This is a genomic window from Streptomyces racemochromogenes (assembly GCF_039535215.1).
Classification (GTDB): domain Bacteria; phylum Actinomycetota; class Actinomycetes; order Streptomycetales; family Streptomycetaceae; genus Streptomyces; species Streptomyces racemochromogenes.
On sequence record NZ_BAAAWT010000001.1, the window covers coordinates 6808056 to 6829860 of the forward strand.

General features: G+C 74.4%; 22 protein-coding genes. 4 read left to right on the forward strand and 18 right to left on the reverse strand.

What is annotated here, in order from left to right:
* Positions 1–76: 76 nt before the first annotated feature.
* Both ABD973_RS31480 and ABD973_RS31485 read right to left on the reverse strand, forming a co-directional pair.
* Entirely contained in the window at positions 77–490 is a 414-nt protein-coding gene (locus ABD973_RS31480; RefSeq protein WP_345503561.1) for a guanyl-specific ribonuclease, read from the reverse strand.
* Between the two features lie 142 nt (positions 491–632).
* The gene (locus tag ABD973_RS31485; protein ID WP_345503562.1) at positions 633–4052 is read right to left on the reverse strand and encodes an Ig-like domain-containing protein; all 3420 of its coding nucleotides are present in this window, start codon (positions 4050–4052) and stop codon (positions 633–635) included.
* A gap of 355 nt (positions 4053–4407) precedes the next feature.
* On the opposite strand from ABD973_RS31485, the gene ABD973_RS31490 reads away from it, so the two are divergent.
* Entirely contained in the window at positions 4408–4884 is a 477-nt protein-coding gene (locus ABD973_RS31490; RefSeq protein ID WP_345503563.1) for a cupin domain-containing protein, read from the forward strand.
* A gap of 196 nt (positions 4885–5080) precedes the next feature.
* Here ABD973_RS31490 and ABD973_RS31495 read toward each other — a convergent pair whose 3' ends face one another.
* Together ABD973_RS31495 and ABD973_RS31500 are read right to left on the reverse strand one after the other, a co-directional pair.
* Positions 5081–5773 (reverse strand): hypothetical protein, encoded by a 693-nt coding sequence (locus ABD973_RS31495; RefSeq protein ID WP_345503565.1) that lies wholly within the window; start codon positions 5771–5773, stop codon positions 5081–5083.
* Positions 5770–6402 (reverse strand): HAD family hydrolase, encoded by a 633-nt coding sequence (locus ABD973_RS31500; RefSeq protein WP_345503567.1) that lies wholly within the window; start codon positions 6400–6402, stop codon positions 5770–5772. Before ABD973_RS31500 ends, ABD973_RS31495 begins: the two co-directional genes overlap by 4 nt.
* Positions 6403–6622: 220 nt before the next feature.
* Here ABD973_RS31500 and ABD973_RS31505 point away from each other — a divergent pair, with 220 nt between their 5' ends.
* Positions 6623–7099 (forward strand): hemerythrin domain-containing protein, encoded by a 477-nt coding sequence (locus ABD973_RS31505; protein WP_125602740.1) that lies wholly within the window; start codon positions 6623–6625, stop codon positions 7097–7099.
* A gap of 108 nt (positions 7100–7207) precedes the next feature.
* On the opposite strand, the gene ABD973_RS31510 is transcribed toward ABD973_RS31505, so the two are convergent.
* Positions 7208–9328, reverse strand: coding sequence for a calcium-binding protein (locus ABD973_RS31510; RefSeq protein WP_345503569.1), 2121 nt, complete (start codon positions 9326–9328; stop codon positions 7208–7210).
* Here ABD973_RS31510 and ABD973_RS31515 point away from each other — a divergent pair.
* Positions 9327–10151, forward strand: coding sequence for a CehA/McbA family metallohydrolase (locus tag ABD973_RS31515; RefSeq protein WP_345503570.1), 825 nt, complete (start codon positions 9327–9329; stop codon positions 10149–10151). The genes ABD973_RS31510 and ABD973_RS31515 overlap by 2 nt on opposite strands.
* 14 nt (positions 10152–10165) lie before the next feature.
* Here ABD973_RS31515 and ABD973_RS31520 read toward each other — a convergent pair whose 3' ends face one another.
* The 13 genes from ABD973_RS31520 to ABD973_RS31580 form a co-directional block, all read right to left on the reverse strand.
* The gene (locus tag ABD973_RS31520) at positions 10166–10747 is read right to left on the reverse strand and encodes a snapalysin family zinc-dependent metalloprotease (RefSeq protein ID WP_345503572.1); all 582 of its coding nucleotides are present in this window, start codon (positions 10745–10747) and stop codon (positions 10166–10168) included.
* Between the two features lie 235 nt (positions 10748–10982).
* Entirely contained in the window at positions 10983–11882 is a 900-nt protein-coding gene (locus ABD973_RS31525) for a hypothetical protein (RefSeq protein WP_125819972.1), read from the reverse strand.
* Positions 11879–12892 carry an SPFH domain-containing protein gene (locus ABD973_RS31530; protein ID WP_125819971.1) on the reverse strand — a complete coding sequence of 338 codons (1014 nt, stop codon included), beginning with the start codon at positions 12890–12892 and terminating at the stop codon, positions 11879–11881. Before ABD973_RS31530 ends, ABD973_RS31525 begins: the two co-directional genes overlap by 4 nt.
* A 108-nt stretch (positions 12893–13000) precedes the next feature.
* Positions 13001–13303, reverse strand: a complete 303-nt coding sequence (locus ABD973_RS31535) for a hypothetical protein (RefSeq protein WP_125602733.1) — start codon at positions 13301–13303, stop codon at positions 13001–13003.
* A 54-nt stretch (positions 13304–13357) separates the two neighbouring features.
* A complete protein-coding gene (locus ABD973_RS31540; protein WP_125819970.1) occupies positions 13358–13588 on the reverse strand; it encodes a DUF6480 family protein in 231 nt (76 codons plus the stop codon).
* Positions 13569–14090, reverse strand: a complete 522-nt coding sequence (locus ABD973_RS31545) for an STAS domain-containing protein (RefSeq protein ID WP_345503576.1) — start codon at positions 14088–14090, stop codon at positions 13569–13571. Before ABD973_RS31545 ends, ABD973_RS31540 begins: the two co-directional genes overlap by 20 nt.
* Before the next feature lie 7 nt (positions 14091–14097).
* Positions 14098–15147, reverse strand: coding sequence for a SpoIIE family protein phosphatase (locus tag ABD973_RS31550; protein WP_345503578.1), 1050 nt, complete (start codon positions 15145–15147; stop codon positions 14098–14100).
* A 121-nt stretch (positions 15148–15268) separates the two neighbouring features.
* A complete protein-coding gene (locus ABD973_RS31555) occupies positions 15269–16075 on the reverse strand; it encodes a glycosyltransferase family 2 protein (RefSeq protein WP_345503580.1) in 807 nt (268 codons plus the stop codon).
* A 47-nt stretch (positions 16076–16122) separates the two neighbouring features.
* Positions 16123–17121, reverse strand: a complete 999-nt coding sequence (locus ABD973_RS31560; RefSeq protein ID WP_345503582.1) for a glycosyltransferase — start codon at positions 17119–17121, stop codon at positions 16123–16125.
* Positions 17118–17825, reverse strand: coding sequence for a glycosyltransferase (locus ABD973_RS31565; RefSeq protein WP_345503584.1), 708 nt, complete (start codon positions 17823–17825; stop codon positions 17118–17120). The genes ABD973_RS31560 and ABD973_RS31565 overlap by 4 nt, the downstream gene beginning before the upstream one ends.
* A 372-nt stretch (positions 17826–18197) precedes the next feature.
* Positions 18198–19235, reverse strand: coding sequence for a glycosyltransferase family protein (locus tag ABD973_RS31570; protein WP_345503586.1), 1038 nt, complete (start codon positions 19233–19235; stop codon positions 18198–18200).
* 80 nt (positions 19236–19315) lie between these two features.
* Complete coding sequence (locus ABD973_RS31575; RefSeq protein WP_164720821.1) at positions 19316–19486, reverse strand: hypothetical protein; 171 nt, start codon at positions 19484–19486, stop codon at positions 19316–19318.
* Between the two features lie 223 nt (positions 19487–19709).
* Entirely contained in the window at positions 19710–20183 is a 474-nt protein-coding gene (locus ABD973_RS31580) for a tRNA adenosine deaminase-associated protein (RefSeq protein WP_345503589.1), read from the reverse strand.
* Positions 20184–20322: 139 nt separating this feature from the next.
* Here ABD973_RS31580 and ABD973_RS31585 point away from each other — a divergent pair, with 139 nt between their 5' ends.
* Positions 20323–21795, forward strand: coding sequence for an aminotransferase class I/II-fold pyridoxal phosphate-dependent enzyme (locus ABD973_RS31585; protein WP_345503591.1), 1473 nt, complete (start codon positions 20323–20325; stop codon positions 21793–21795).
* Positions 21796–21805 lie beyond the last annotated feature (10 nt).

A 21805-nucleotide genomic window follows, 5' to 3' on the forward strand; every position in this document is an offset into this window, starting at 1 on the left:
GTCACCGGCCCTGCCACGTGCGCGGGCCCGTCCGGGCTTCCCCCGGACGGGCCCGCGCACGTGCGGCGTTCGGTGGTCAGCAGCCGAAGACCACCCGGCGGAACGAGGCGTAGTGGTCCGCGGTGTAGTAGTCCTCGTGCGCCGACTGCCCCGTGATGATGCGGCGCGCTCCCCGGGTCGGCGAGCCCGGGGTGATCACCGTGTACTCGTGGTAGTAGCCGGTGGTGTGCGCGGGCAGCAGGCGCTCACGGTTCTGGAAGACGACGCCGTCCTGGCGATAGGGGAACGGACCGCCCCGGTCTATGAGGGTGAGCGTGTCGTGTGCCTGGGAAGGCAGCGCGGAGTAGCAGACGCTGCCGACTGCCTGCACGGCGGCGGGAGCCGTGGAGGCGACGGACGCGGGAGCGGCGTGGGCGGCCGGTCCCGCGAGGAGGGTGGCGGCGAGGGCGGTTGCTCCACCGAAGGCCGCGATGCGTGGGGGAATCCTCATGCGGCCCATGATGACGCGCGTAGAGCGGGCCTCGTCAACGCCAATGCCCTTTGTTTTTCAACTAGTTGGGCAGGCGTCTCCCGGTCGTCACCGGGGCGTCGGCGCCAGGGCCGGTGCGACCCCGGCGCCGTCGGGACACGTCCTAGCCCCGGTCCTTGTGCCCGCCCTCCTTCAGCGTGACGGCCTCCGTGTCGGTGAAGTCGATACGGGTCTTGGCCTGGGTCGTGTGCGGGTAGGCGACGAGGACCGAGCCCGAGCCCGACGTGCCGTCGGATTCCTGCTTCAGCAGGCCCTCGGGCGAGCCGGCGCGGACGATCAGCTCGTCACCCTTCTCCGGCCGTACGTGGGACGGGTCCCCGCCGTCGACCGAGAGGTTGGCGCTGACGGAGTCCCTGACGAGGAAGTCGACGGTGTCCTTGCCGCCGCGGGCCAGGACCCCGATCCGCTCGGTCTGTGCCGTGGTGATCCGCAGGCCGAGCAGAGGCACGAGCGGCTCCGGCTTGCGGACCAGCGGCAGGGATTCGACGTGGAGCGTGGTGAACGTGTCCACCACACCGCGGATCCGGTCGCCCCGGGTGGTGCCCACGATGGTGACTTCGTCGTCTCCGCCGTCGGTGCTGATTCCCACGTCACCGGTGACGTTGTAGAAGCTCACCACGTGCGCGGAGTCCCCGCGCGTCAGCCGGCCGCTGCTGACACCGAGCGGGGTGAAGGAGAGCCGGTCGTCGCCCGTCCCGCCCGTGACGGCCGCGCCGTGTCCGTTCGCGTCCAGGTTGACCAGGGGGATCCCCTGGATGCCGACGAAACCGCCCGGGACGCCCGGGTAGCCCGTGACCTGGCCCTGAGCGAGGTCGACCAGTACGTCCGCCGTGGCACCGGCGAGGCTGAGCGAGTGGTGCGCGATGGTCACCGGGAGGGAGGGGGAGGCCGGGCTCACGTTGCCGGCGAGGTCCTCCAGGACGACGTCGACGTCGTACCGGCCGTCGCGCAGCGCCGAGCTGACGACCTCGTACTCACCGGCCGGAGTGACGGTGTCCTTGCCGACCACGGCCGTGCCGCCGTCGGCCGGGGTGGTCCGAAGCCGCACCAGCGCGTTCGGCTCGACCGACCAGCCCTGGAAGGCGGGCTTGATGAGGGTGGTGACGTTGTCGACGTCGCTGCCCGCGCTGTCGCTGGAGGCCAGCAGGTCGGGCGCGGCGGGCGGCCGGGCCGGCGCGGTCGTGTCCAGGGTGATCACCAGTGCGTGCGCGCTCTCCGCGCCCGAGCCGGTGACGTGGGCGGTGCCGGCGGCCCGGGGGTCGTCGGACGGGTCGACGACGATCACCTCGGCGGTGATCTGGTTCTCGCCCTCCCGCAGGACCGGGTCCAGGTGGATCTGGTACAGCCCCGGCTTGTTCACCGGGTCGACCGGCGTGGCGAAGCCGACGCGCTCCCCGTCGCGCTCCACGGCCACCTTGTAGCCGGGGGCGTCGTCGGTGAGGGCGGGCGTGGCGTTCTCCGGCGACAGCGTGATGCCGGCCGCGCGCAGCTCGGCGTCGTTCACGCGCAGGAAGAGGTCCGGACCGACGGTCTTGGTGATGTCGTCGCTGTCGGAGCGGCCCGAGTCGGACTGCTGCTTGAGGTCCAGGGCGAACGGCTCGGGGGCCGCCCGGTTGACGACGACGAGGTCGTACGTGCCCTGCGGCGGGTCGGTCGGTGAGGCGTCTCCGGGCCGCGTCGGGTCGGTCACGCCGGCGGCGCCGACCACCACGTAGTACTGCTCGTCCTGGACGACCGGGATCGCGAGCCGGCCGGTGGAGGTGCCGGCGCGGGTGGTGACGGTACCGGTGGCGACGCGGTTGCCGAACTTGTCGTACGCGCGCACCGCGAGCGGGGCGATCACCTCGTTGAAGCGGATCTCGGTGGTGAGGTGGCCGGCGTGGCGGGGCGTGATCCGGAAGAAGTCCACGTCGGTCGCGGTGTGCAGGGTGAGTCCGCGCCGGTTGAACTGCTCGTTCGAGCCGAGGTCGGCGGCCACCGCGTGGTCGATCGACTCGTTGGGCTCGTGGGTGTCGGGGAAGGCTCCGAGCGTGGAGAAGACGTCGAAGTAGGTGTCCTGGTTGCCCGCGGAGGGGCTGGTGGGCGTCGGCGGGGTGGTGTTGCCGGTCCAGGACGCGTAGGCGATCCCGTCCACCGTCCACACACCGTTGTACTCGCCGATCCGGAGGGTCTGGCGGGTCTCGCCGGCGACGACGGTGCCGCAGCCGGTGACGTTTCCGAAGCGGCACGGGGCGTTGCGGTCGGGGTCGAAGGGGGCGTCGCTGATGCGGAAGTCCTGCGCCCAGGTCTGGCCGCCGTCCCGGCTGGTGGTGCCGTACAGCTCCAGCAGGAAGTTGTCGGCGCCGTTCGGTCCGGTGCCGCCGTTGCGCCGGCCGCTGCGGTTGTCGTACCAGGTGACGACGGCGTTGCCGTCCTGGTCGATGTGGGCGTTGGGCATGACGGCGAAGGTCTGGCCCGGCCCGTGGTCGACGCGGCCGCGGGTGAAGTTCAGGCCGTTGTCCGTGGAGCGGGCGATGACGACGTCGGCGTCGTCGCCGTCCCCGTAGTTGTCGTTCGGGTCGTCGTTGGCGACGACGTAGACGTTCCCGGCCCGGGCCGGGTCGGGCAGGATGTACGGCTGCACGCTGCCCTGCAGCCAGAAGTCGGTTCCGGGGATCTCGGTGGTCGCGTCGTTCTGCCGGTTGCAGGTGACGCTGGCCTGGCCCGCCCCGAAGGGCACGGTGCGCTGGCGGGGGGTGCCGGCGGCGAGGTCGGCACCGCCGGAGCCGTCGCGGACCAGCTGGATGGTGCCCGCCGTCCCGTCGCCCGCGCAGGTGGCGGTGTGGTAGGCGACGTACAGGTCGCCGTTCTGGGCCACGGCCGCGTGCGAGGGCCAGACGAATCCCTCGCCCGCCTGGGAGACGGAGGCCGGCGCGGACCAGGTCGTGCCGCCGTTCGTGGACCGTGAGAACAGGATCCGCGAACCGCCGGCGGCGGGGAGTTCCGTCCAGACGATGTAGAGGTTGCCCACGTACGGGCTGGTGGGGTTGGCGTCGGCCACCAGCCACGGTTTGTCGTGGTCGATGTTGCCGTTCGCGCTCACCTGGACCGGTGTGTAGGTCTGGGTCCCGGCGGTCGTGGTGTCGTTGATCCGGCCGACGCCGACCCCGAGCCGGGTGGGGGTCGGGTTGGTGTTCAGTCCGCCGCGCGACAGGTGCGTGACGAAGAGGCGGCCGTCGGCGTCGAAGGTGAGGACCGGGTCGCCGTTGCAGGGGGTGACGGTCGAGGTCCGTGTGATCGGGAAGCCGTCCCGGCCGTAGTTGAGGTCGATGTGGACGGTGCACCCCGACATGACGGCGACCTGTCCGGGCCTTCGCGGGTTGGCGGTGGCGTTGTGCGGCTCGTTGTTGCCGGTGCCGATCCTCTGGTCGTCGCCCGCCCACGCCGGGGCGGCCGCAGGGCCGAGGACCAGGAACGACTGCAGCACGAGGAGCATGGTGCCGACGATGGTGAAGGCACGCCTTCGAAGGTGATGGCTCAGCATGCGTCCCGCTCTCTTGCTCTGTACATCCCTCTCCTTACAGCCCTGCGGCCGCACCTGACCTGCGACTCCGCGCGCTGTTCGGGAGGACTGTGGCAGCGGGGCCGTCCGCGCCGCCGGGCGTCCGGCACTGCGTCACGGGAATTCACCGGGATCCCCTGAAGAACCACCCGGACGGAGCAGGTCCAAAGGACTACGGGTGAACTGATCGAGTGAGGGCGGAGCCTCTCGGCGTGAGATACGCGTAGGGCCGAGGCGGCGGTCGTCCGGCCACAACACCCCGGTGGATCTGAAAGGGTTGGTCCGGCGCAACGTCTGCGACCGAGCCTGTACCCCCTTCGTCGACCGGGAGAGAAGCATGACCATCAAGGACATCGGGCCGGAACCCCAGAGCTTCGACCTGGAGAAGGCGACGGTGGAGAACACCGACTACCGCTCGGTCGCCTGGTCCGGGAAGTACCTCCAGCTGACACTCATGTCGATCCCGGTGGGTGAGGACATCGGCCTGGAGGCGCATCCGGAGACCGACCAGTTCCTGCGGCTCGACGCGGGACGCGGCCGCGTCCAGATGGGCAGCGCGAAGGACCGGCTCGACTTCGACCGTGAGGTCGAGGACGGCTGGGCGGTCTTCGTCCCCGCCGGCACCTGGCACAACATCACCAACATCGGTGACGAGCCCCTGCAGCTCTACGCCGTGTACGCGCCGGTCCACCACGCCCCCGGCAAGGTCCATGCGACGTTCGCCGACGCGGAGCGCGACGAGGCCGAGGGCGGCGACGAGCCGCCGAGCTGGTCGGTGCAGCCCGCCCGGCAGGCGTCGGACGAGCACGCCTGAGCCGGGACCCGGATCCGCAGGCGCGGCCGGGGGAGCACTCCGGGCCCGGCCGCGGCCCGCGGCCGGGGCCATCGCCGTGGGGCGGACGGGCGTCGCGGCAGCTGCCACACGCCCGCCACGCCGCGGCGACAACGGGCGGCGAGAATCGGCCGAGGACACCAGGCTCGTCGAACGGTCTGGCGGTCACCCCCAGGCGTCAGGCCGGGGGCGGGCCCGCCGTGCGGATGACGCGCCAGCGGCGGAGGTAGAAACGCAGGAACAGCACCTCGCACAGCGCCGCGTAGAGCAGGACTCCGAGCATCACGGCGACGTTGTCCCAGGGTGAACCGCCCCTGGTGTAACGGTCCATGAGGAGGAAGGCGCCGAGGAACTCGGCGAGCACGCCCGTACTGAGGATGAACAGCGCGGTGGACACGTACGGGTATCCCATGTGCGTGCTCGTCGACAGCAGGCGGGACTCCCAGCCCACGAGGTCCCGCTGCCCCAGCAGGCCGTTGATGCGGGACTCAACGAGCGCCGCGCCCCTGCCGGCCCGTTGTGACCGGTGGTACTCACCGAGCCAGATCAGCAGGCTCGCCTTGGCCGCTCCCGGTACGAAGACCAGGCAGGCGGGGATCAGGACCGCACCGGAAACCTTCGTGGTGAGCATCGCCGCGATCACGACCGAGAGGGTGGTGAAGGCGAAGTTCATGATCTGGATCCGGTTGGTTATCGCCTGGAGGCTCTCCTGGCGCAGGGAGTTGTACTCCGCCAGCAGGGCGGTCAGCGCGAGCGTAGAGGCGGTGGGCGCCGCGGCCTCCGGCACCGCCGCGGGTAACGGACCCGGCCGGTCGGGGTCCGGTGCGGCTCCGCTCCGTGGGCCGGGTCCGGCCGGCGGTGGCACGGTCATGCGGAGATCCTCTCCAGCAGTTCCGGCGCGGGGACGCCCCGGGACGTCCGCAGGCAGAACCGTACGGCCTCGAACCCGACGGCCGCCGCGCGCTCCACGTGGGTCCTGCGGTCCTCGACGACCAGGCTCCGGGCGGGATCGGCCCGTTCGGCGGCCAGTTCCAGCAGTCCTCGCCCCGCGGTGCCCTTCGACACGCCGAGACGGCAGGAGAGGAAGACGAGCGAGGGGTCGACGTAGCGGTCCAGGCCGAGTACGCGGGCCTGCTTGGCGTACCAGAAGGAGGTGTTGTTCGAGACGATGCCCACCGCGCGGCTGCCCGCCGCCGCCGAGGCCAGCATCGGTCGGGCGTGCGGCCCGGGGCGCAGCAGTTCCGCCTCCGCCTGCGCCACCCGCGCCGGGTCGATGACCACGTCCAGGGCCCGGCCCAGTTCACCCCAGTACGCGTGCTCGTCGGCCTCGACGAGGCTGTAGCGGTCCCACAGCCGACGCGCGGCGGCGGCCACGAGCGCGTGGTCCAGGCCCATGCGGTCGGCCAGTCCCGCGCCGGGGGTCAGCAGGAGGGTCTCCCACGGATCGCAGAACAGGACGTTGCCCAGGTCGAAGAGGACTGCGGGTCGGGGTCGCGTCAACGCTGCCTCCAGTGGCGTGCGGGCGGTTGAAGCTAGCACGGCGCGTGTCCGGGGCGCAGGGCACCGGTGAGAACCGTGCCGTGCCCCGCCGTCGCCACCCTCCGCCTCGGCATCCAGGTGAGTGACGGTCCCCCCGGGGGGCGGCGTGTGCGGGTCCGGCTCCGGGAGCCCCGTGCGAGGGTGCACAGCCACCACTCGTTCCGCTGAAGGAGGCCTGGTCATGGACGCGATCGTGCTGCTGCGCGAGGACCACAAGACGGTCGAGAAGCTGTTCAAGCGCTTCGAGAAGACCGACGACGAAGACACCGCCGAGCGGCGCCGGATCGCCGACGAGGTGATCGAGGAGCTCACGGTCCACGCCTGGATCGAGGAACGGCTCTTCTACCCGGCCGCCCGCGAGGCCGCCCCCGACACCACCGACCACATCCTGGAGAGCATCGAGGAGCACCACGCGGTGGTGTGGATGCTGTCGGAGATCAAGGACATGGATCCGGGCGACGAACGGTTCAAGGCGAAGATGTCGGTGCTGATGGAGCAGGTCCGCCACCACGTCGAGGAAGAGGAGCAGGAGTGGTTCCCCGACGTCCGCAAGGCCATGGGACGCAACCGGCTCACCGAGCTCGGCGAGCGGCTCCAGGCCGCGAAGGACGACGCGCCCCGGGACCCGCTCGCCGTTCCCAGCGCTGACTCCAAGTGACGCCGGGGCAGCCTCACGAGGACCCCCACGACACCCTCACGGCAGGTCCCCGGCGGCAAACGCCGGGGACCTGCCCCACATCCCGGGGCCGGAGCCGCGGGACGGTGCTCAGGGGCAGCTGACGCGGGTGTCGCCCGGGTCGGTGGTGCAGGTGTCGGTGTTGAAGCCGCCGTTGGCGCTGTCGTTGCCGAAGACGCCGTCGACGGTGTCGAGGCGGTCGTCCCCGTAGTAGCCGGTCAGGGTGTCGTTGCCGGGCCCGCCGAGGAGGATGTCGTTGCCGAAGCCGCCGTCGACGTTGTCGTTGCCGGGGCCGGCGTGGACCGTGTCGTTGCCGTAGCCCGCCCGGACGGTGTCGTTGCCGCTCAGGGCACAGATGATGTCGTTGCCGAAGCCTCCCGTGAGGGTGTCGGGGCCACTGGTGCCGATGATCGTGCAGCCCCGGGCGTTGTTGACGCTGGTGGTGGCCGTCGCGGTGTTGTTGGCGGTCGCCGGGTCCGTCTGGGCGGCGGAGGCGGTGGCCCGGTCCGAGAGGACGCTGGTCGCGCGGGGTTCGGCGACGAACCTGACCGTGGTCCGCGCACCGGGGGCGAGGGCGGCGAGGGTGCAGTTGGCGGTGGTGGCGGAGAGGGTGCAGGTGCCCTGGGCCGGGGTGGCGGACAGCAGGGTGCCGGGGCCGGTGAGGGTGTCGGCCAGGGTGACCCCGGTGGCCGTGGTGGTGGTGCTCGTATTGGTCACCGTCACGGTGTACGTGGCCTGGTCGCCGATGCTGACGGAGCCCGGCCCGGTCTTGGTGACGGCCAGGTCCACGCCGGGCGGGGGCGGCGGGGTGGTGACCTGGTAGCGGACGAGGCCCCGGTCGTCGCCGGTGTTGCCGGATACGACGATCTTCCCGTCGGACTGGAGGGCGACCGCGTTGGCGGTGTCGAAGTAGCCGGAGGACACGTCGGTGTGGACCTTGCCGCCGGCGCCGAAGCCGCCGTCCAGGGATCCGTCGGCGTTGTAGCGGGCCACGCCGAAGTCGGCCAGGCTGATGCCCGCGGCGACGATCTTGCCGTCGGGCTGGAGGGCCAGGTCGGCGGCTCCGTCCAGGGTGTTGGTGCCGAAGTCGGTGGTGACCTTGCCGTCGGTGTCGAAGGTGCCGTCGAGGCTGCCGTCGGCCGGGTTGTAGCGGGCGAGGGCGAAGTCGAAGCCGCTGTTGCCCGCCGTGACGATCTTCCCGTCGGGCTGGACCTTGACCCCGTTGGCCACGTCGGCACCGGCGAAGGGGGTGGTGACCCGGCCGCCGTCGCCGAAGGCGGTGTCGAGGCTGCCGTTCGTCTGGTAGCGGGCGAGCGCGAAGTCGGACTCGTTGGAGGGGTAGTTGTACCCGGCGCGCCCCGCGATGACGATCTTGTTGTCGGACTGGAGGGTCACGTCGAACGCGGTCGCGGAGCCCCCGGCGAAGCCCGTGGTCACCGTCCCGCCGTCGCCGAAGGCGGTGTCCAGGCTGCCGTCGGCGGCGTTGTAGCGGGCCAGGGCGACCTCGGTGCCGCTCCCGCCCGCCGCCACGATGGCGCCGCCGGGCTGGATCACGACAGCGTGGGCCTCCTGGGGGCCGGCGGTGCCGAAGTCCGTGACGGTGAAACCGCTGCCGTCGAAGGTGGTGTCGAGGCTGCCGTTCGCGTGGAAGCGGGCGACGGTGAACCCCCCGCCGCCGTCGGGTTCCGCGCTGTAGCCCGCCACGACGAGCTTGCCGTCCGGCTGCACCGCCACCGCGTCGGCCGTGTCGTCGCCGCCGCGCAGGTCGGCCGTGATCCGGCCGTCGTCGTCCCCGTCGCCGTTGAAGGTCGGGTCGAGGCTGCCGTCGGTGTTGTAGCGGGCCAGGGCGAAGTCGGAGTAGCCGCCCGCCGCGGGGACGGTCAGGCCGACGGTGACGATCTTGCCGTCCGGCTGGATCACCATGCCGCGGCTCTCGTCGTAGCCGCCGCCGCCGAAGTCGGTGGCGACCCTGCCGTCGCCGTCGAAGGCCGGATCGAGGTCGCCCGGTGCGCCGAGCGCGGGGGCGGGCAGGGCCAGGACGAGCGCCAGACCGGCGGCGACGGCCGCGGCCGCCCTGCGGCGCGGGACCCTCCGCGGGCCGCGGGCGGAGGGGGACGCGGCCGCGCGCGCGGCCGCGTCGGCGGACACCTCGGTGCACGCGTCGGCGGAGGTGGAGGTGGGGGTGGAGGACGTGGACGGGGACGTGGACATGGAGACCCTTCGTCTGTTCACCGCCGCCGTGCAGCCGGCCGGCGGCTCCCACTGGACAGGCCACAGCCTGTTGCCGCCGCCGCGACCGGGCACGCACGGCGGGCCGCGCCGGGCACACCGGACGGCCGCGATTCACCCCGTCGGACGAGCGGTGCCCCGGCGCGGGCCCGGCGCCGCCGCCACGAGGAGGGCGGGCGGGCTGGTCGTCCCCGCCCACCCGCACGCCAGCTGCATCGGCTGCGCGTGGAAGTCCGGGCTCGCGGAGGCCGACGCGGTGGAGGTGTGGAACGGGGTCTGGACCCCCGACGACGAGGTGTCCCCGGCCTCCTGGGACGGCCTCCTCTGCACCGGCGACGCCGGCCGCCGGCTGCCGGCCCTGGCCCACAGCGACTACCACCGCGACCCGGACCGCCTCGGCGGACCCCAGACCGTCGTCCTCGCCGACGACCTGTCCCGCGGGGCGATAGTCGCGGGACTGCGCTCCGGACGTGCCTGCGCCGCCGAATCCTCGGCTGTCTCCGTGGAGTTCACGGCCGTCACCCCGCGCGGGGCCCACGCGGGCATCGGGGAGGCGCTGACGGCCGCCGGTCCGGCCGAGGAGGTCCTCGTCCGCCTGTCGGTGACCGGGGCGGAGGGCTGTGACCTGAGGCTGGTGACGGACCAGGGCCTGGTCCTCACCGTCTCCGCCGCGACGTCCCTCGCATGGCACACGACACCCGCCCGCACCGCCCACGTCCGCGCGGAGGTCCGCCATCCGCCCCAGGTGTCACCCCTCCCCGGCCACCCCGCCGCCCTGACCAGCCCTGTCTGGCTGCGTTCCTGACGGCTCGTCGTACGTCAGGGCGCGTCGACGAGGACCCGGCCGTCTGCGGGTACGGGCGCCGCGAGCCCGTTCGCGTACGCGGACTGCACGCGCGAGCGCTCCGTGGCGTTCGGCACGGCGTTGGTGCAGGCCGTCCCGGCGCTGGACCCGGACATCAGCTGCGTGCACGGTCCCGGCTTGGTGTCCGGGAGGCCCAGGCTGTGGCCCAGCTCGTGCGCCGTGATGCGGGTCTTGTCGTACCCCTGGCTCACGGCCTCCGCGCCGAGTTCCACCCGCACCTGCCGCCCCGGACGGACCGGTCCGAGGGTGGCCTGCGGCCAGCCGGTGGTGGCCACGATGACGATCTCGGCCCGGACGCCCGGTGCGGCCTTGACCAGCCGCACGTTGCTGACGTTGGCGTTCCAGGAGGCCACCCCGGCCGCGACGGCGGCTTCCCAGCCGCCGGCCCGGCTGTCGTCGTAACGGAGCGTCACGGTTGCCGCAGCGGGGGAGCCGGGCGCGGCCGCGGGCGTGGGGGCCGCGGTCGCGGCGCTCGCCGCGGCGAGGACGAGCGCGGCCGCGGAGGTGCCGACTTTCAGGCAGGTGCGCAGGAACATGGCGTGCTCCTTCGGGTGTGGGGGTCCGGCCCCTGGGGCGGAACCGGGGAGCCGGAGGCGCCGCCACCGCCCGTCAGTGGGCCGGACGTTCGGACAGCCGCCCCTCCGGAGCTCTAAGAAGGTAGCCCCGTTCGTCGTCGACTCGTCATGCACCTGCCAGCCATTTACGCGCGGTGCTCCGGCCGGTGCCCGGTCAGCGGGCAGGACCCGCGCTCGGGCTGCGCGCCCGTGGTGTTCACGTCACCAGGCGCAGCGAGGTTTCCGCGATGCCCAGCCGGACGCTCTGACCCCACGTCAGTTCCAGGGCGTCGGCCTCCATCCCGTCGCCGAAGACCACGATCCGGTCCGACTCCACGGTCAGCCGCAGGCCCTGCCCCCGCCCCAGCTCTCCGGCGACCCTGCTGGTCCCCGTCGCCGGCGACGGCCAGGCCTCGCGCACGAACCACAGGAGCCGCCGGTCGCACGGCGCGGGCAGCTCGGCGGTGCTGCCGCGCTCCAGCCACAGCGAACGCAGCCAGCCCGTCGCCCCCGTACCCGTGCCCACCAGTACGCCCGAGGACGCCTGGGCCTCGCCCGGGTCCTCCTCGCCGTCGGGGCCCAGGCGGTAGCGGGCGGTCTGGTGGCCGGGCGGGCCCAGGTAGATCTCGTTCAGGGCGACGAGGCGCTGGGTGTCGTCGGCGACGGCCTCGACCATGGTCAGCTCCTCCGCCCGGCCCCCGGCCGCGGTCGCGGCGCCCAGCAGGGCCGCGGCGTCGGCGCTGCGGTGCCGGACGAGGACCCCCGGGTTGCGCCCCGGGTCGGTGTCGATGCCCACCACCGGCTGACCGTGCAGGTACTTCGCGGTGTTGGCGACCAGGCCGTCCTGCCCGACCACGACCACGACGTCCTCCGGGCCGAACAGGAAACGGTCCAGGTCGGCCCGCTCCACCCGGGTGCTGCGCCAGGTGAGCGGCACCGCCGCCGCCACCTCCCGCAGCGCCTGCCGCGCACGGTCGTGGCGGCGGGCCACCTCGTCGATCGAGCGGCCCCGGCTGGACAGGAAGAACGCGGCCTGCCCGTGCGTCCCGTGCCGCCCGAGCAGTTCCTCGTACTCGGTCCTGCGGTGCACGAGCACCGCCCGCGGGGCCAGGCTCACTCGCCCGCTCCGCCGTCCGGGCGTCCCAGCCGGGCGAGGAGCCCGGTGAGGACGTCGGGGGAGAGGGTGATGCTGTCGATCCGCGGCAGGTTCTCCGCCAGCCGGGTCGCCGCCAGGGCGTGCAGCGTGCCCGGGCCGGCCTCGCCGTGCACCCGCAGCCAGGCGGCCTGGGCCTCGGCGCGCGCCGCGCCCGTCTCGCGGGCCGCCTCGGCCTCCGCGCGGGCCAGCCGGACCGTGCGGGCCGCCTCGGCCTCGGTCCGGACGGCGTCCGCCGCCGCCTTCTCCTCGGCCTCGCGGCGGGAGTTGGTGCCCCGCTGGTCGACCAGCTGCTCCTCGCGCCGGGCCAGTTCGATCTGGCTGGCCAGCTCGTTCTCCGCGATGGCCCGCTCGCGCTCGACGGCGACCGCCCGCCGTTCGTACGTGGCCCGGTCCGCCTCCTGCTGGATCTGCTCGCGGGCCGGGGTGCGCAGGGCGCGCTCCACCTCCGCCTCGGGACGGATCGCCACGACCCGCACGGCCACCACGTCGATTCCGGTGGCGGGGAGCCGGGGCTCGGCGGCGAGACCGTCGGCGACCCGCTGCCGCACGGACGCGACGCCGTCGACCAGGGCGGCGGCCAGCGGGGTCCGGGCCAGTACGTCCAGCGTGTGCTGCTGCGCGGTCTCGGTGAGGAGGGTGGCGATCTGCTCCAGGGGTGCGCCGCGCCAGCTCCCGGTGTCCGGGTCGACGGAGAAGTCGAGCCGGTCCGCGGCGGCCGCCGGGTCGCTGATCCGGTAGGTGACGGTGGCCTGCACCGTCACGTCCTGGAAGTCGGCCGTACGGGCGTGGAACGCCATGGCCAGTTCCCGGTCGTCGACCGGCACTTCGGAGAGCGCCGCGGACAGCGACCGGTACCAGAAGCTGAGTCCCCGGCCGTCGTGGACCAGCCGGCCGCGCGAGTGGTGGCGGATGTGGGCGGTGGGCGCGGAGCGCAGATGGCGCCAGCCGAGGCGCCGGGTGATGTCCGCCATGGCGAACCCCCTTAATTTCGTCAGCACGACGATAAGGGGGTTCGTCTCATATCGTCAAGGGGACGAAAAGGGTTGGGTCCCCTTGCAGGAGCGGGCGGTTTTCTCCGGTCAGCGCCGGTAGAGCCAGCCGGCGGCGGCGTGGCCGATCAGGAGGTAGACCACGGCGGCGATGCCGTAGCCGACCACCACCTGGATCCATTCGCGGCTGAAGGTGAACAGGTCGTAGGACCAGCCGGCGAGCCAGGACGCGGCGTCGTGGACCGCGTCGACCAGGCCGTTGGCCTGGTTCGCCTCCAACAGGTAGAGCAGGATCCAGAGTCCGATGACGAAGGCGAGCACGTCCGCCACCACCGCGACGGCCCGGCCCGCCTGACTGCTTCCCCGACTGCGTACTCGCGAGTGAGTGCTCATGCACCGCGTGTTGCCGCGCACGCCCGACGTAAACGGGGGCGGGGAGCGGGACCGTCACAGGGCCAGCACGATTGCGTACGCGAGGAAGAAGAGTGCCACCAGCACCGCCAGGGCGATGATGATCACGAGTGGGCCCTTGCCCCACCCGCGCTTCAGCGGGCGGTAGGGTCCGGCGCCGGAAGTGGTGCTGGCCTCGCCGGGCGGGGTCTCGCCGGGCGGCACCGATCCGCCCGGTTCCAGACCGGGGGTGGTGCGGGGATCGGGGTCAGGGTTGTCGGTTCTCATGTCCGGCGTGTCCCCGCAATGACGGCCGGCATGCCCGAGGCGGGGGACTTACCGGACTTCCGGGACAACGGCCCTCGCCGGCCGCGCCGCCGGTGCCGAGGGTGCGGGCGGCGCCGAGGGTACGGCCGGCCGTGACGCGGTCCCGCAGGCTGTGGCGCAGCGCGCGGCTCGCGGCCCAGCGGCCTGCGCAACGGTGTCCGTCCGGCGCGTGGTCGAGCTCGTCGACGAGTTCGAGGAGGCGGGCGGGCTGCCTGCGCCAGTTGTAGACGAACAGGGCGATGCCCTGTGTTTCCGCGTAGCCGCCGAGTCCCAGGAGGCAGTTCAGGCCGGCCATGTCCATGAAGGTCACGTGCCCCATGTCGCAGGCCACCACGTCCACTCCGTCGAGCACGTCCCGCAGCCGGTCGAACTCCGGTCCGGCCTCCAGGCCGAGTTCTCCGGTCGGTGTGAGGTGCGCGGTGGGCCCGTAGCGCCTCAGCGTGATCCGGAAATCGCAGTCCATGGCCAACTCACCTCATACCGTCGTGAACGGCCCCTACCCGCTCCTCGGTGAGTAAGCCATCGGGCGGGCCGGGGACCCGTACCGCGAGCAGGACGGCGTCGTCCCGCGCATCCGACGCGCCGGCCGTCCGCAGCAGGGACCGGAGCAGGGCGTTCAGGGGGGTGCCGGGCGGGGCGCCGGCCAGGTGCCGCGCGAGCCGGTGGATCCGGGCGTCGATGTCCTGCCCGCGCTCCTCGACGAGGCCGTCGGTGTAGAGCAGGAGGGTGCTGCCGGGGGGAAGCAGGCGGCTGTGGCTGGTGCGCGGCCGGGGCGGCAGCGCGGAGTGCAGGAGCACGCCGTGCTCCTCCAGGAGCCGCACGGAGCGGTCCGGGCCGGCCAGGAGGGGCGCGGGGTGGCCGGCGTTGCTCCACCTCAGCAGCCAGTGTCCGGCCGCCGCCGCCGGGTGGAGGTGGGCGTGGACGACGGTGCCGCCCGCGGGGAGGTCCAGGCACCCGCAGGCGCGTTCGAGCGCGGCCAGGGCCTCGTGCGGGCCCCCGCCAGGATGGTCCTGGTCGGCCTGCCGCAGCATGCTGCGGACCTGCCCCATGATGGCGGCGGCCCCCATGTCGTGCCCGGTGATGTCGCCGACGGTCAGGGCCAGCGCCCCCGTGCCGCCGGTGCCGGGGAGCTCCGGCAGCGGGTAGGCGTCGTACCAGTCGCCGCCGACCATGTCCTCGAGGGCCGCGGGCCGGTACAGGGAGGCCAGTTCCAGGCCCGGGACGGCCGGGAGGTCGGTGAGCATGGCCTGCTGGAGCCGGCGGGCGACGGTCACCCGGTCGTCGAGGTGGAGGGCGCGTTCGACGGCCTGGGCGGTGTAGACGGCCAGGGTGGCGAGCACCGCCCGCTCCGCCACGCCGATCTCGTAGGGGGTGTCCCAGCCCAGGATCAGGACCCCGAGGGTGTCGCGGGTCCCGCGCAGCGGCAGGCATACGGCCGTGCGCAGGTCCACGCCGCCGAACCCGGGGGTGGCCGGGAGGCCGGCCGCGGCCCCGCCGGCCCCCGACGGGCCGGCCACCACGATCGACCCCGGGCCGCCTCCCCTGACGCCGGCCCCGGGCCGCCTGCCTGACGCCGCCCCGGGCCGCCTGCCTGACGCCGGCCCGGCCCCGCCTGGTGACGCCGAGCCCGGGCCCGCCGGATCAGGTCGCGTGCCACATGCCGGCCGCCGGGTCGAGGCGGGCCAGGCCCATGCGGGCGAAGGCGTGCAGCCAGCCGAGCATGGGCCAGTGGCCCCAGCGCCGCTGGAACAGGGCGCCGTTGCGCAGGATGTCCGCGAGGTGCTGCACCGGCGGGTCCGTGACGGGGTGGTACTGGTGGTAGGCGGGCGCCCCTCCGAGCCAGCACAGGTCGACGCCGGCCGCCCGCGCGAGGCGGGCGAAGTCGGTGTCCTCGCCCCCGTAGCCGGTGTACTCCTCGCAGAAGCCCCCGATCCGCCGCCAGGTCGCGGCGGTCAGCGCGAAGGAGAGCGACCAGAAGAGGTCCGGGTCGCCCCCCGGGACCACCCGGCCGGGCCCCGGCGCGGGGCGGGCCGGGTGCGGGGCGGCCGTCCGGGCCAGATCGCCGAGCCGGTAGCCGCCGGGCGGCGGGGGAGGCAGGTAGGCGACCGTGCCGCACAGCAGGGCCCCGTCGCAGGCGGCCTCGGCGTAGCGGGCCACGGTCCCCGGCCCGGGCACGCAGTCCACGTCGAGGAAGACCAGGACGCCGGCGCCGGATTCCACCGCCCGCCGGGCGCCCGCGTTGCGCGCGGCGGCCAGCGGCAGCCGGCCCGCGCACGGCACCGGCACGGGCACCACCTCGGCCGGCGGGCTCCCCCGGCCTGCGAGCAGCCCGGCGGCGGGGTCGTCCATGGTGACCACCACGTACGGTTCGGGGGCGCGGGTGCCGAGCCCCAGGGCGGTCTGCTGGAGCGCGAGGTGACCGTGGCGCCCCGCCACCGGGGTGATCACGGCGACCCGGCCGCCCCCCGGCAGCCGTGTCGGCCCCGGCCCCGGCGTCAGCCCTCCCACGGTGTCCCCGCCAGTGCGTCGAGGGCCCGCGCCGCGCGCCGCGCGCCGTCGCCCGGAGCCCACCGCGCCCAGGCCGCGCCGTCGAGGGCGGCGGCCTCGTCGAGGACGGCGGGCCACTGGGCGGGCTCCGGCCAGTGCTCCCGTACCAGGGCCAGGCCGGCGTGGCGCAGGGCCCGACCGGTGGCGTGCTGTTCGTCGTACGGCCGGTCCTGCGGCAGGACCACGGTGGGCCGGCGGGCGGCCGCGCACTCGGCGACCGCGTTCTGCCCCCCGTGCGTGACGACCACGTCGGCGGCGCAGATCCGCGGCCACGGGTCCCCCGACCACCTGCCGCCGGGTCCGCCCAGCAGGTCCCACTGCCACAGCGGAGTGGCGTCGCGGGCCGCGCGCACCTGGTCGGCGGTGACCCCGTTGCCGCCCGCGCCGAGCATCAGCAGGACCCGGCGGGTCCCGTCGTCGGGCGCGGGAGGGGGGACGCGGCCGTCGGCCCGCGAGAAGGCGCCGGCGTAGACGGTCTTCTCGTACCAGTGCGCGGGCCAGCCCGGTTCCGGCACGGAGGCGGGCCACGGCGCCAGCAGCCGCAGCGCGAGGTCGTGACCGAGCCGGTGCGCCGGGTCGAGCCGTCCGCCCCGCATCGCGACCACGACGACCGGGATCCCCATGAGCCGTGCCAGGCAGGCGACTTCGACGGACACGTCGCTCACGAGGAGCGCCGGCCGCACCCGGCCCAGCCAACCGGCGACGGCCGCCATGCGCTCGGCGTAGCCCGGGTGGTGCAGGGGAGCCCAGTGCAGCCGCCCGTGGGCGCGGGCGTCCACGGCCGCCGGCCCCCCGGTGTCCAGCGGGAGGCGTACCCACGGCCCGGGCCAGCCGGCCGGCGGGGCCAGGCTGGACAGGCCGGTGACGGTGCTGCGGGCCTGCCCGGCGATGCACAGGGCGCGGTGCAGGTGGCCCAGGCCCTGGTGGTGCGCGTAGTAGCCGATCACGACAGCAGCTCCTCGTACAGGGACTCGTAGCGGTCCGTCATGTGCTCGACCGAGCAGAAGGACTCGGCCCGCTCCCGGCAGGCGCGGCGGCTGAGCCCGCGCGCCTCCCCCACCGCCGCGGCCAGCGCCACGACGTCGGGGTACGGGACGAGCCGCCCGCAGTCGGGGGTGAGGATCTCGCCGAGGGCACCCCGGTCGAAGCCGCACACCGGTGTCCCGTACGCCAGCGACTCGGCCACGACCAGCCCGTACGGTTCGTCCCAGCAGGGGGTGACGAGGGTGGCGCGGGCCGAGCCGACCAGCCCGGCCAGCTCCGCGCCGGCCAGGTGCCCCGCGTAGCGGACGTGGCCGCCGAGCCGGGGCACGACCTGCTCGCGGAAGTACAGGCGGTCCACGACCGGCCCCGCCAGGGTCAGCGGCAGCCCGGCGGCCGAAGCGGCCGCGATGGCCAGGGCGGGCCCCTTCTCGGGGACGATCCGGCCGTACCAGACCAGCCCGCCGCCCCCGGGACCCGCGGTCCACCGGTCCACGTCGACCCCGTTGTGCACCACCCGGGCCGCGCTCACCAGCGGCTGCCAGGCCCGTGCCGTGTGGCCGCTGACGGCGGTGAACACTCCGGCCCCCGCGGGTCCGGTCTGGATCGCGGACTCCTCCGGCCACGGCGTGGGCGGCGTGTGCAGGGTGGTCACCACGGGCGCCGGCACGGCCGGGGCCATGGCGACCGGCAGGTAGTGCAGGCTGTTGTTGTGGACGATGTCGTACGCGCTCGCCCCGTCGCGGTCCGCCCAGGTCGAGCACCAGCCGCAGGTAGGCGTGGTGCTCGTTCAGCACGGCCGGGTCGGTCATGCTCAGGTCGGCGCGGGCGGCGGCGCTCAGCCGCGGCCTGTGCACGGCGAGTTCGCGGACCCCGAGCGCGGGGTCGGAACCGGGGGCGGCGAACAGGGAGATGTGGTGCCCGCGCCGGCCCAGGGCCGAGGCGAGGGCCCACGTGTGGGCTTCGAGGCCGCCGGCGAAGGGTTCCCTGATGGGATAGCGGGCCGAGGCGATCAGGGCGATGCTCAGGTGCCGGCGCCCGCTCACGGCAGGCAGCGTTCGTACAGGGCGCGGTGGGCGGCGGCCAGGGCCCGCCGCTCAGCCGCCCGGGCCCCGGGGTTGGCCCGCGGGGCCGGCCGGTGCGCGTACGCCTGCCGCACGGCGGCCTCCAGGGACCGCACGTCCAGGCCGTCCGGGGCGTGCCGGTACAGGTGGCAGGGACGCTGTTCGGCGTAGAAACCGCAGTCCGGTGCCGCCACGGCCGTGCCCAGGTCGTGGCAGGCCTCCAGCCAGCCGGAGTGGGTGCCGAAGGTGTACGGCAGCACGGACAGGTCCAGGGACCGCAGGTAGGTCCACAGGTCGCCGTCGTCGAAGTAGTCGTGCACCCGCAGGTCCAGGAGCCCGCTCGCGGCGAGCGAACCCAGACCCGCCATCACGTCGGGAGCGTAGGCACGGGCCGCGGGGTCGTGGGCGTCGTGGTGGATGTCGACGCGCAGCCGCGCCCGGGGCAGCGTCTGCGTGATCCCGGCGAGGGCCCGGATGACGGGCAGCGGTGCCATGTTGGGCCGCAGGCTCTTCGCGTGCACGCCCACGACGAACTCGGCCCGCCGCCCGCGCGGGGCGGACGGCTCCGGCTCGTCGACCACGTGCGGGTGGGGCAGGACGTGGGCGGTGCGCCCCCAGCGGGCGGCGATCTCGGCCGCGGCACCGGGCCTGAGCGTGATGAGGCAGTCGGCCGCGGGCACGAGGACGTCCAGGGCCGCGTCGTGGGCACGCCGGTCGAGGTGGTGGGGGTTGCGCAGGTCGTGGACGGTCTGCACGAGCGGCTTGCCGCGCAGGCGCAGCTCGCCGACCAGGGCGGTCAACTGTTCCGGGCTCTGGGCGTCGAAGCCGAAGTGCAGGTGGTACACGTCGAAGGCCCGGTGGTGGACGCGGACCCAGTCCGGGTCCAGCATCACCGGGGGCCACCACTGCTGTGAGGTGCTGGGGGCGCCGTTGGGGCGGGGGTCGGGCAGCAGCGTCACGCCGTCCGAGCCGTCGGCCGCGTGGATGTGGCGTACGTAGACGTGCCCGGCGGGCACCGACGCGACCCGGATGCCGGGCGGCCGCGGGGGCCGGCGACGCAGGGGGCGCGGCGCGCCGGCTGGGCGGCGGCCACGGCCTAGTCCTCGCCCCGGACGATGTTCCACTCCGGGCCGGAAACCGTCTCGGGACGCGGATCGTCGCAGCCCCGGGGGCGGGGCGGGCTGACGACGGCCGGACGGCACGTCCGGACCCGTTCGTCGGCTGCGATGCGGCTGCGGATCGGCTGGGTGTCCGCCTGGCTCGCCATGACCGACACCTCCTCGCTGGTCGGGGTGGTCGGTGGGCTGGGGTCGAGGGGCGCGTACCCGCCGGGGCCGGGGGCATGCCGTCGTACCGCGGCGGCATGGCGCCACGGTTCCCGGGCAGGCGGCGGGGACCCCGGGTACGCCGGAGCCCGCCGGGCAGCGCCTCGGCGCGGGCGGTGGACGGGCGGGGGGCCGGGGCGAGCGGGCGGGGAGCCGGGGGGGGGATCAGGTCTTCGCGCGGTCGAACTCGGCGGCGAACCCGCACCGCTCCGCGATCACCCGCAGCTGGTCGTCCGGCAGGGCGTCCGGGCCGTCGAGGACGGCGGCCATCCCGTCGGCGGCGAGCCCCAGGGCGGAGACGATGTCCAGGTCCCCGGCCGGGAGCGCGGCCCCCGCGTCCCCGTCGGGCGGGGCGGCCCCCGTGGCGTCCAGGGCCTGCGCGGCGAGCGTGTGCCGCCGCGCGGCCCGCGCGTCCGACAGCAGCAGGCCCGTCCCCGCCGGTGTGACCCGCAGGATCAGGAAGAACGACTCGTCCGCGTTGAAGAACCCGTACGCCACGTCCGACGCCGCCGCGCCGCGCACCGCGGCGACCGCCTCGTCGAGGCCCGTGAGCGCGGTGCGGTCCAGACGGGTGCACTGCCGGCGGCCGGCCTGCTGGGCTACGGCGACCGCGTACCGGTGGTTCCTTCGTTCTGTCACGGCCCACAGGTGCCCCGTCGGTGCCCGCGGTAGCCCTGGGACGGGCCGCCGTGGCCCGCACGGAGCAAGCGGGCCGCCACCCGCACCGCGCCCGCCCGGACGGTGTTTCCGCACCCGAGCGGCGGGCAGGCGGCCCCGCATGGATCAGTCGAGGACACCCGTACTGGACGCCCTGGCCGCCTACCACGAGGCCGGGCAGACACCGTTCACCCCGCCGGGACACAAGCAGGGCCGGGGAGCCGACCCCCGCGTGCGCGCCGTGCTCGGCGACGCCGTCTTCCGCTCGGACGTCCTGGCCACCAGCGGGCTGGACGACCGCACCTCCTCCCAGGGGATCATCGAGGAGGCGCAGGCGCTCATGGCCGAGGCCGTCGGCGCCGATCACGCCTTCTTCTCCACCTGCGGCAGCTCCCTGTCCGTGAAGTCCGCCATGCTCTCGGTCGCCGGACCGCACGAGAAGCTGGTCGTCGGACGAGACGCCCACAAGTCGGTGGTCTCGGGGCTGATCCTGTCCGGCATCCGCCCCGTGTGGGTCGACCCGCAGTGGGACGCCGAGCGCCACCTGGCCCACCCGCCGTCCGCCGGGGCCTTCGAGCGGGCGCTGGCCGAACACCCCGACGCACGCGGTGCACTGGTGACCACCCCCACCCCCTACGGGACCTGCTCGGACCTGGCCGCCATCGTCGAGGTATGCCACCGCCGCGGCGTCCCGCTCATCGTCGACGAGGCCTGGGGCGCGCACCTGCCCTTCCATCCCGACCTGCCCACCTGGGCGATGGACGCCGGCGCCGACGTGTGCGTCACCTCGGTGCACAAGATGGGCTCCGCGCTCGAACAGAGCTCGGTCTTCCATCTCCAGGGCGACCTGGTTGCCCCCGAGGTGCTGAAGAGCCGCGAGGACCTGCTCGGCACCACCAGCCCGTCCGTCCTCGTGTACGCGGCCCTCGACGGCTGGCGGCGCCAGATGGCCGAACACGGCAAGGCCCTCTACGACGACGTCCTCGCCCTCGCCGGCCGCATGCGCGAGCGCCTCTCCCGCATCGACGGCCTGCACGTCCACGGGCGCGACGACTTCTGCGGCCCCGGCAAGGCCTTCGACCTGGACCCCCTCCAGGTCATCATCGACATCAGCGCGCTGCGGGTCACCGGCTACCGCGCCGCCGACTGGCTGCGCCGGCACCACCGCGTCAACCTCCACGTCTGCGACCACCGCCGCGTCAGCGCCCAGCTCACCCACGCCGACGACGACCACACCGCCGGCAGCCTGCTCGCCGCCCTCACCGACCTCGCTGCGCACGCCCCGCAACTGCGCACCGGGCAGCCCGTGGAAGTGCCCTCCCCCTCCGGCCTGCGCCTGGAGCAGGCCGTGCTCCCCCGGGACGCGTTCTTCGGACGCACCGAGCAGGTCCCGGCGGAACGGGCCGCGGGGCGCGTCGCCGCCGAGATGCTCACGCCCTACCCGCCGGGCATCCCCGCCGCCCTGCCCGGAGAGCGCCTGAACGAGGACGTCCTGCGCTACCTGCGCACCGGTGTCGAGGCCGGCATGGTCCTGCCGGACGCCGTCGACACCGACGCGACCAGCATCAGGGTCCTGCGCGAGGACACGGTCTAGCCGGCCCGCC

Coding starts and splice junctions, on each gene's coding strand:
- ABD973_RS31480 (WP_345503561.1), bottom strand. CDS start 490: ATGAGGATTCCCCCACGCATCGCGGCCTTCGGTGGAGCAACCGCCCTC.
- ABD973_RS31485 (WP_345503562.1), bottom strand. CDS start 4,052: ATGCTGAGCCATCACCTTCGAAGGCGTGCCTTCACCATCGTCGGCACC.
- ABD973_RS31490 (WP_345503563.1), top strand. CDS start 4,408: ATGACCATCAAGGACATCGGGCCGGAACCCCAGAGCTTCGACCTGGAG.
- ABD973_RS31495 (WP_345503565.1), bottom strand. CDS start 5,773: ATGACCGTGCCACCGCCGGCCGGACCCGGCCCACGGAGCGGAGCCGCA.
- ABD973_RS31505 (WP_125602740.1), top strand. CDS start 6,623: ATGGACGCGATCGTGCTGCTGCGCGAGGACCACAAGACGGTCGAGAAG.
- ABD973_RS31515 (WP_345503570.1), top strand. CDS start 9,327: ATGGAGACCCTTCGTCTGTTCACCGCCGCCGTGCAGCCGGCCGGCGGC.
- ABD973_RS31510 (WP_345503569.1), bottom strand. CDS start 9,328: ATGTCCACGTCCCCGTCCACGTCCTCCACCCCCACCTCCACCTCCGCC.
- ABD973_RS31520 (WP_345503572.1), bottom strand. CDS start 10,747: ATGTTCCTGCGCACCTGCCTGAAAGTCGGCACCTCCGCGGCCGCGCTC.
- ABD973_RS31530 (WP_125819971.1), bottom strand. CDS start 12,892: ATGGCGGACATCACCCGGCGCCTCGGCTGGCGCCATCTGCGCTCCGCG.
- ABD973_RS31535 (WP_125602733.1), bottom strand. CDS start 13,303: ATGAGCACTCACTCGCGAGTACGCAGTCGGGGAAGCAGTCAGGCGGGC.
- ABD973_RS31540 (WP_125819970.1), bottom strand. CDS start 13,588: ATGAGAACCGACAACCCTGACCCCGATCCCCGCACCACCCCCGGTCTG.
- ABD973_RS31545 (WP_345503576.1), bottom strand. CDS start 14,090: ATGGACTGCGATTTCCGGATCACGCTGAGGCGCTACGGGCCCACCGCG.
- ABD973_RS31575 (WP_164720821.1), bottom strand. CDS start 19,486: ATGGCGAGCCAGGCGGACACCCAGCCGATCCGCAGCCGCATCGCAGCC.
- ABD973_RS31585 (WP_345503591.1), top strand. CDS start 20,323: ATGGATCAGTCGAGGACACCCGTACTGGACGCCCTGGCCGCCTACCAC.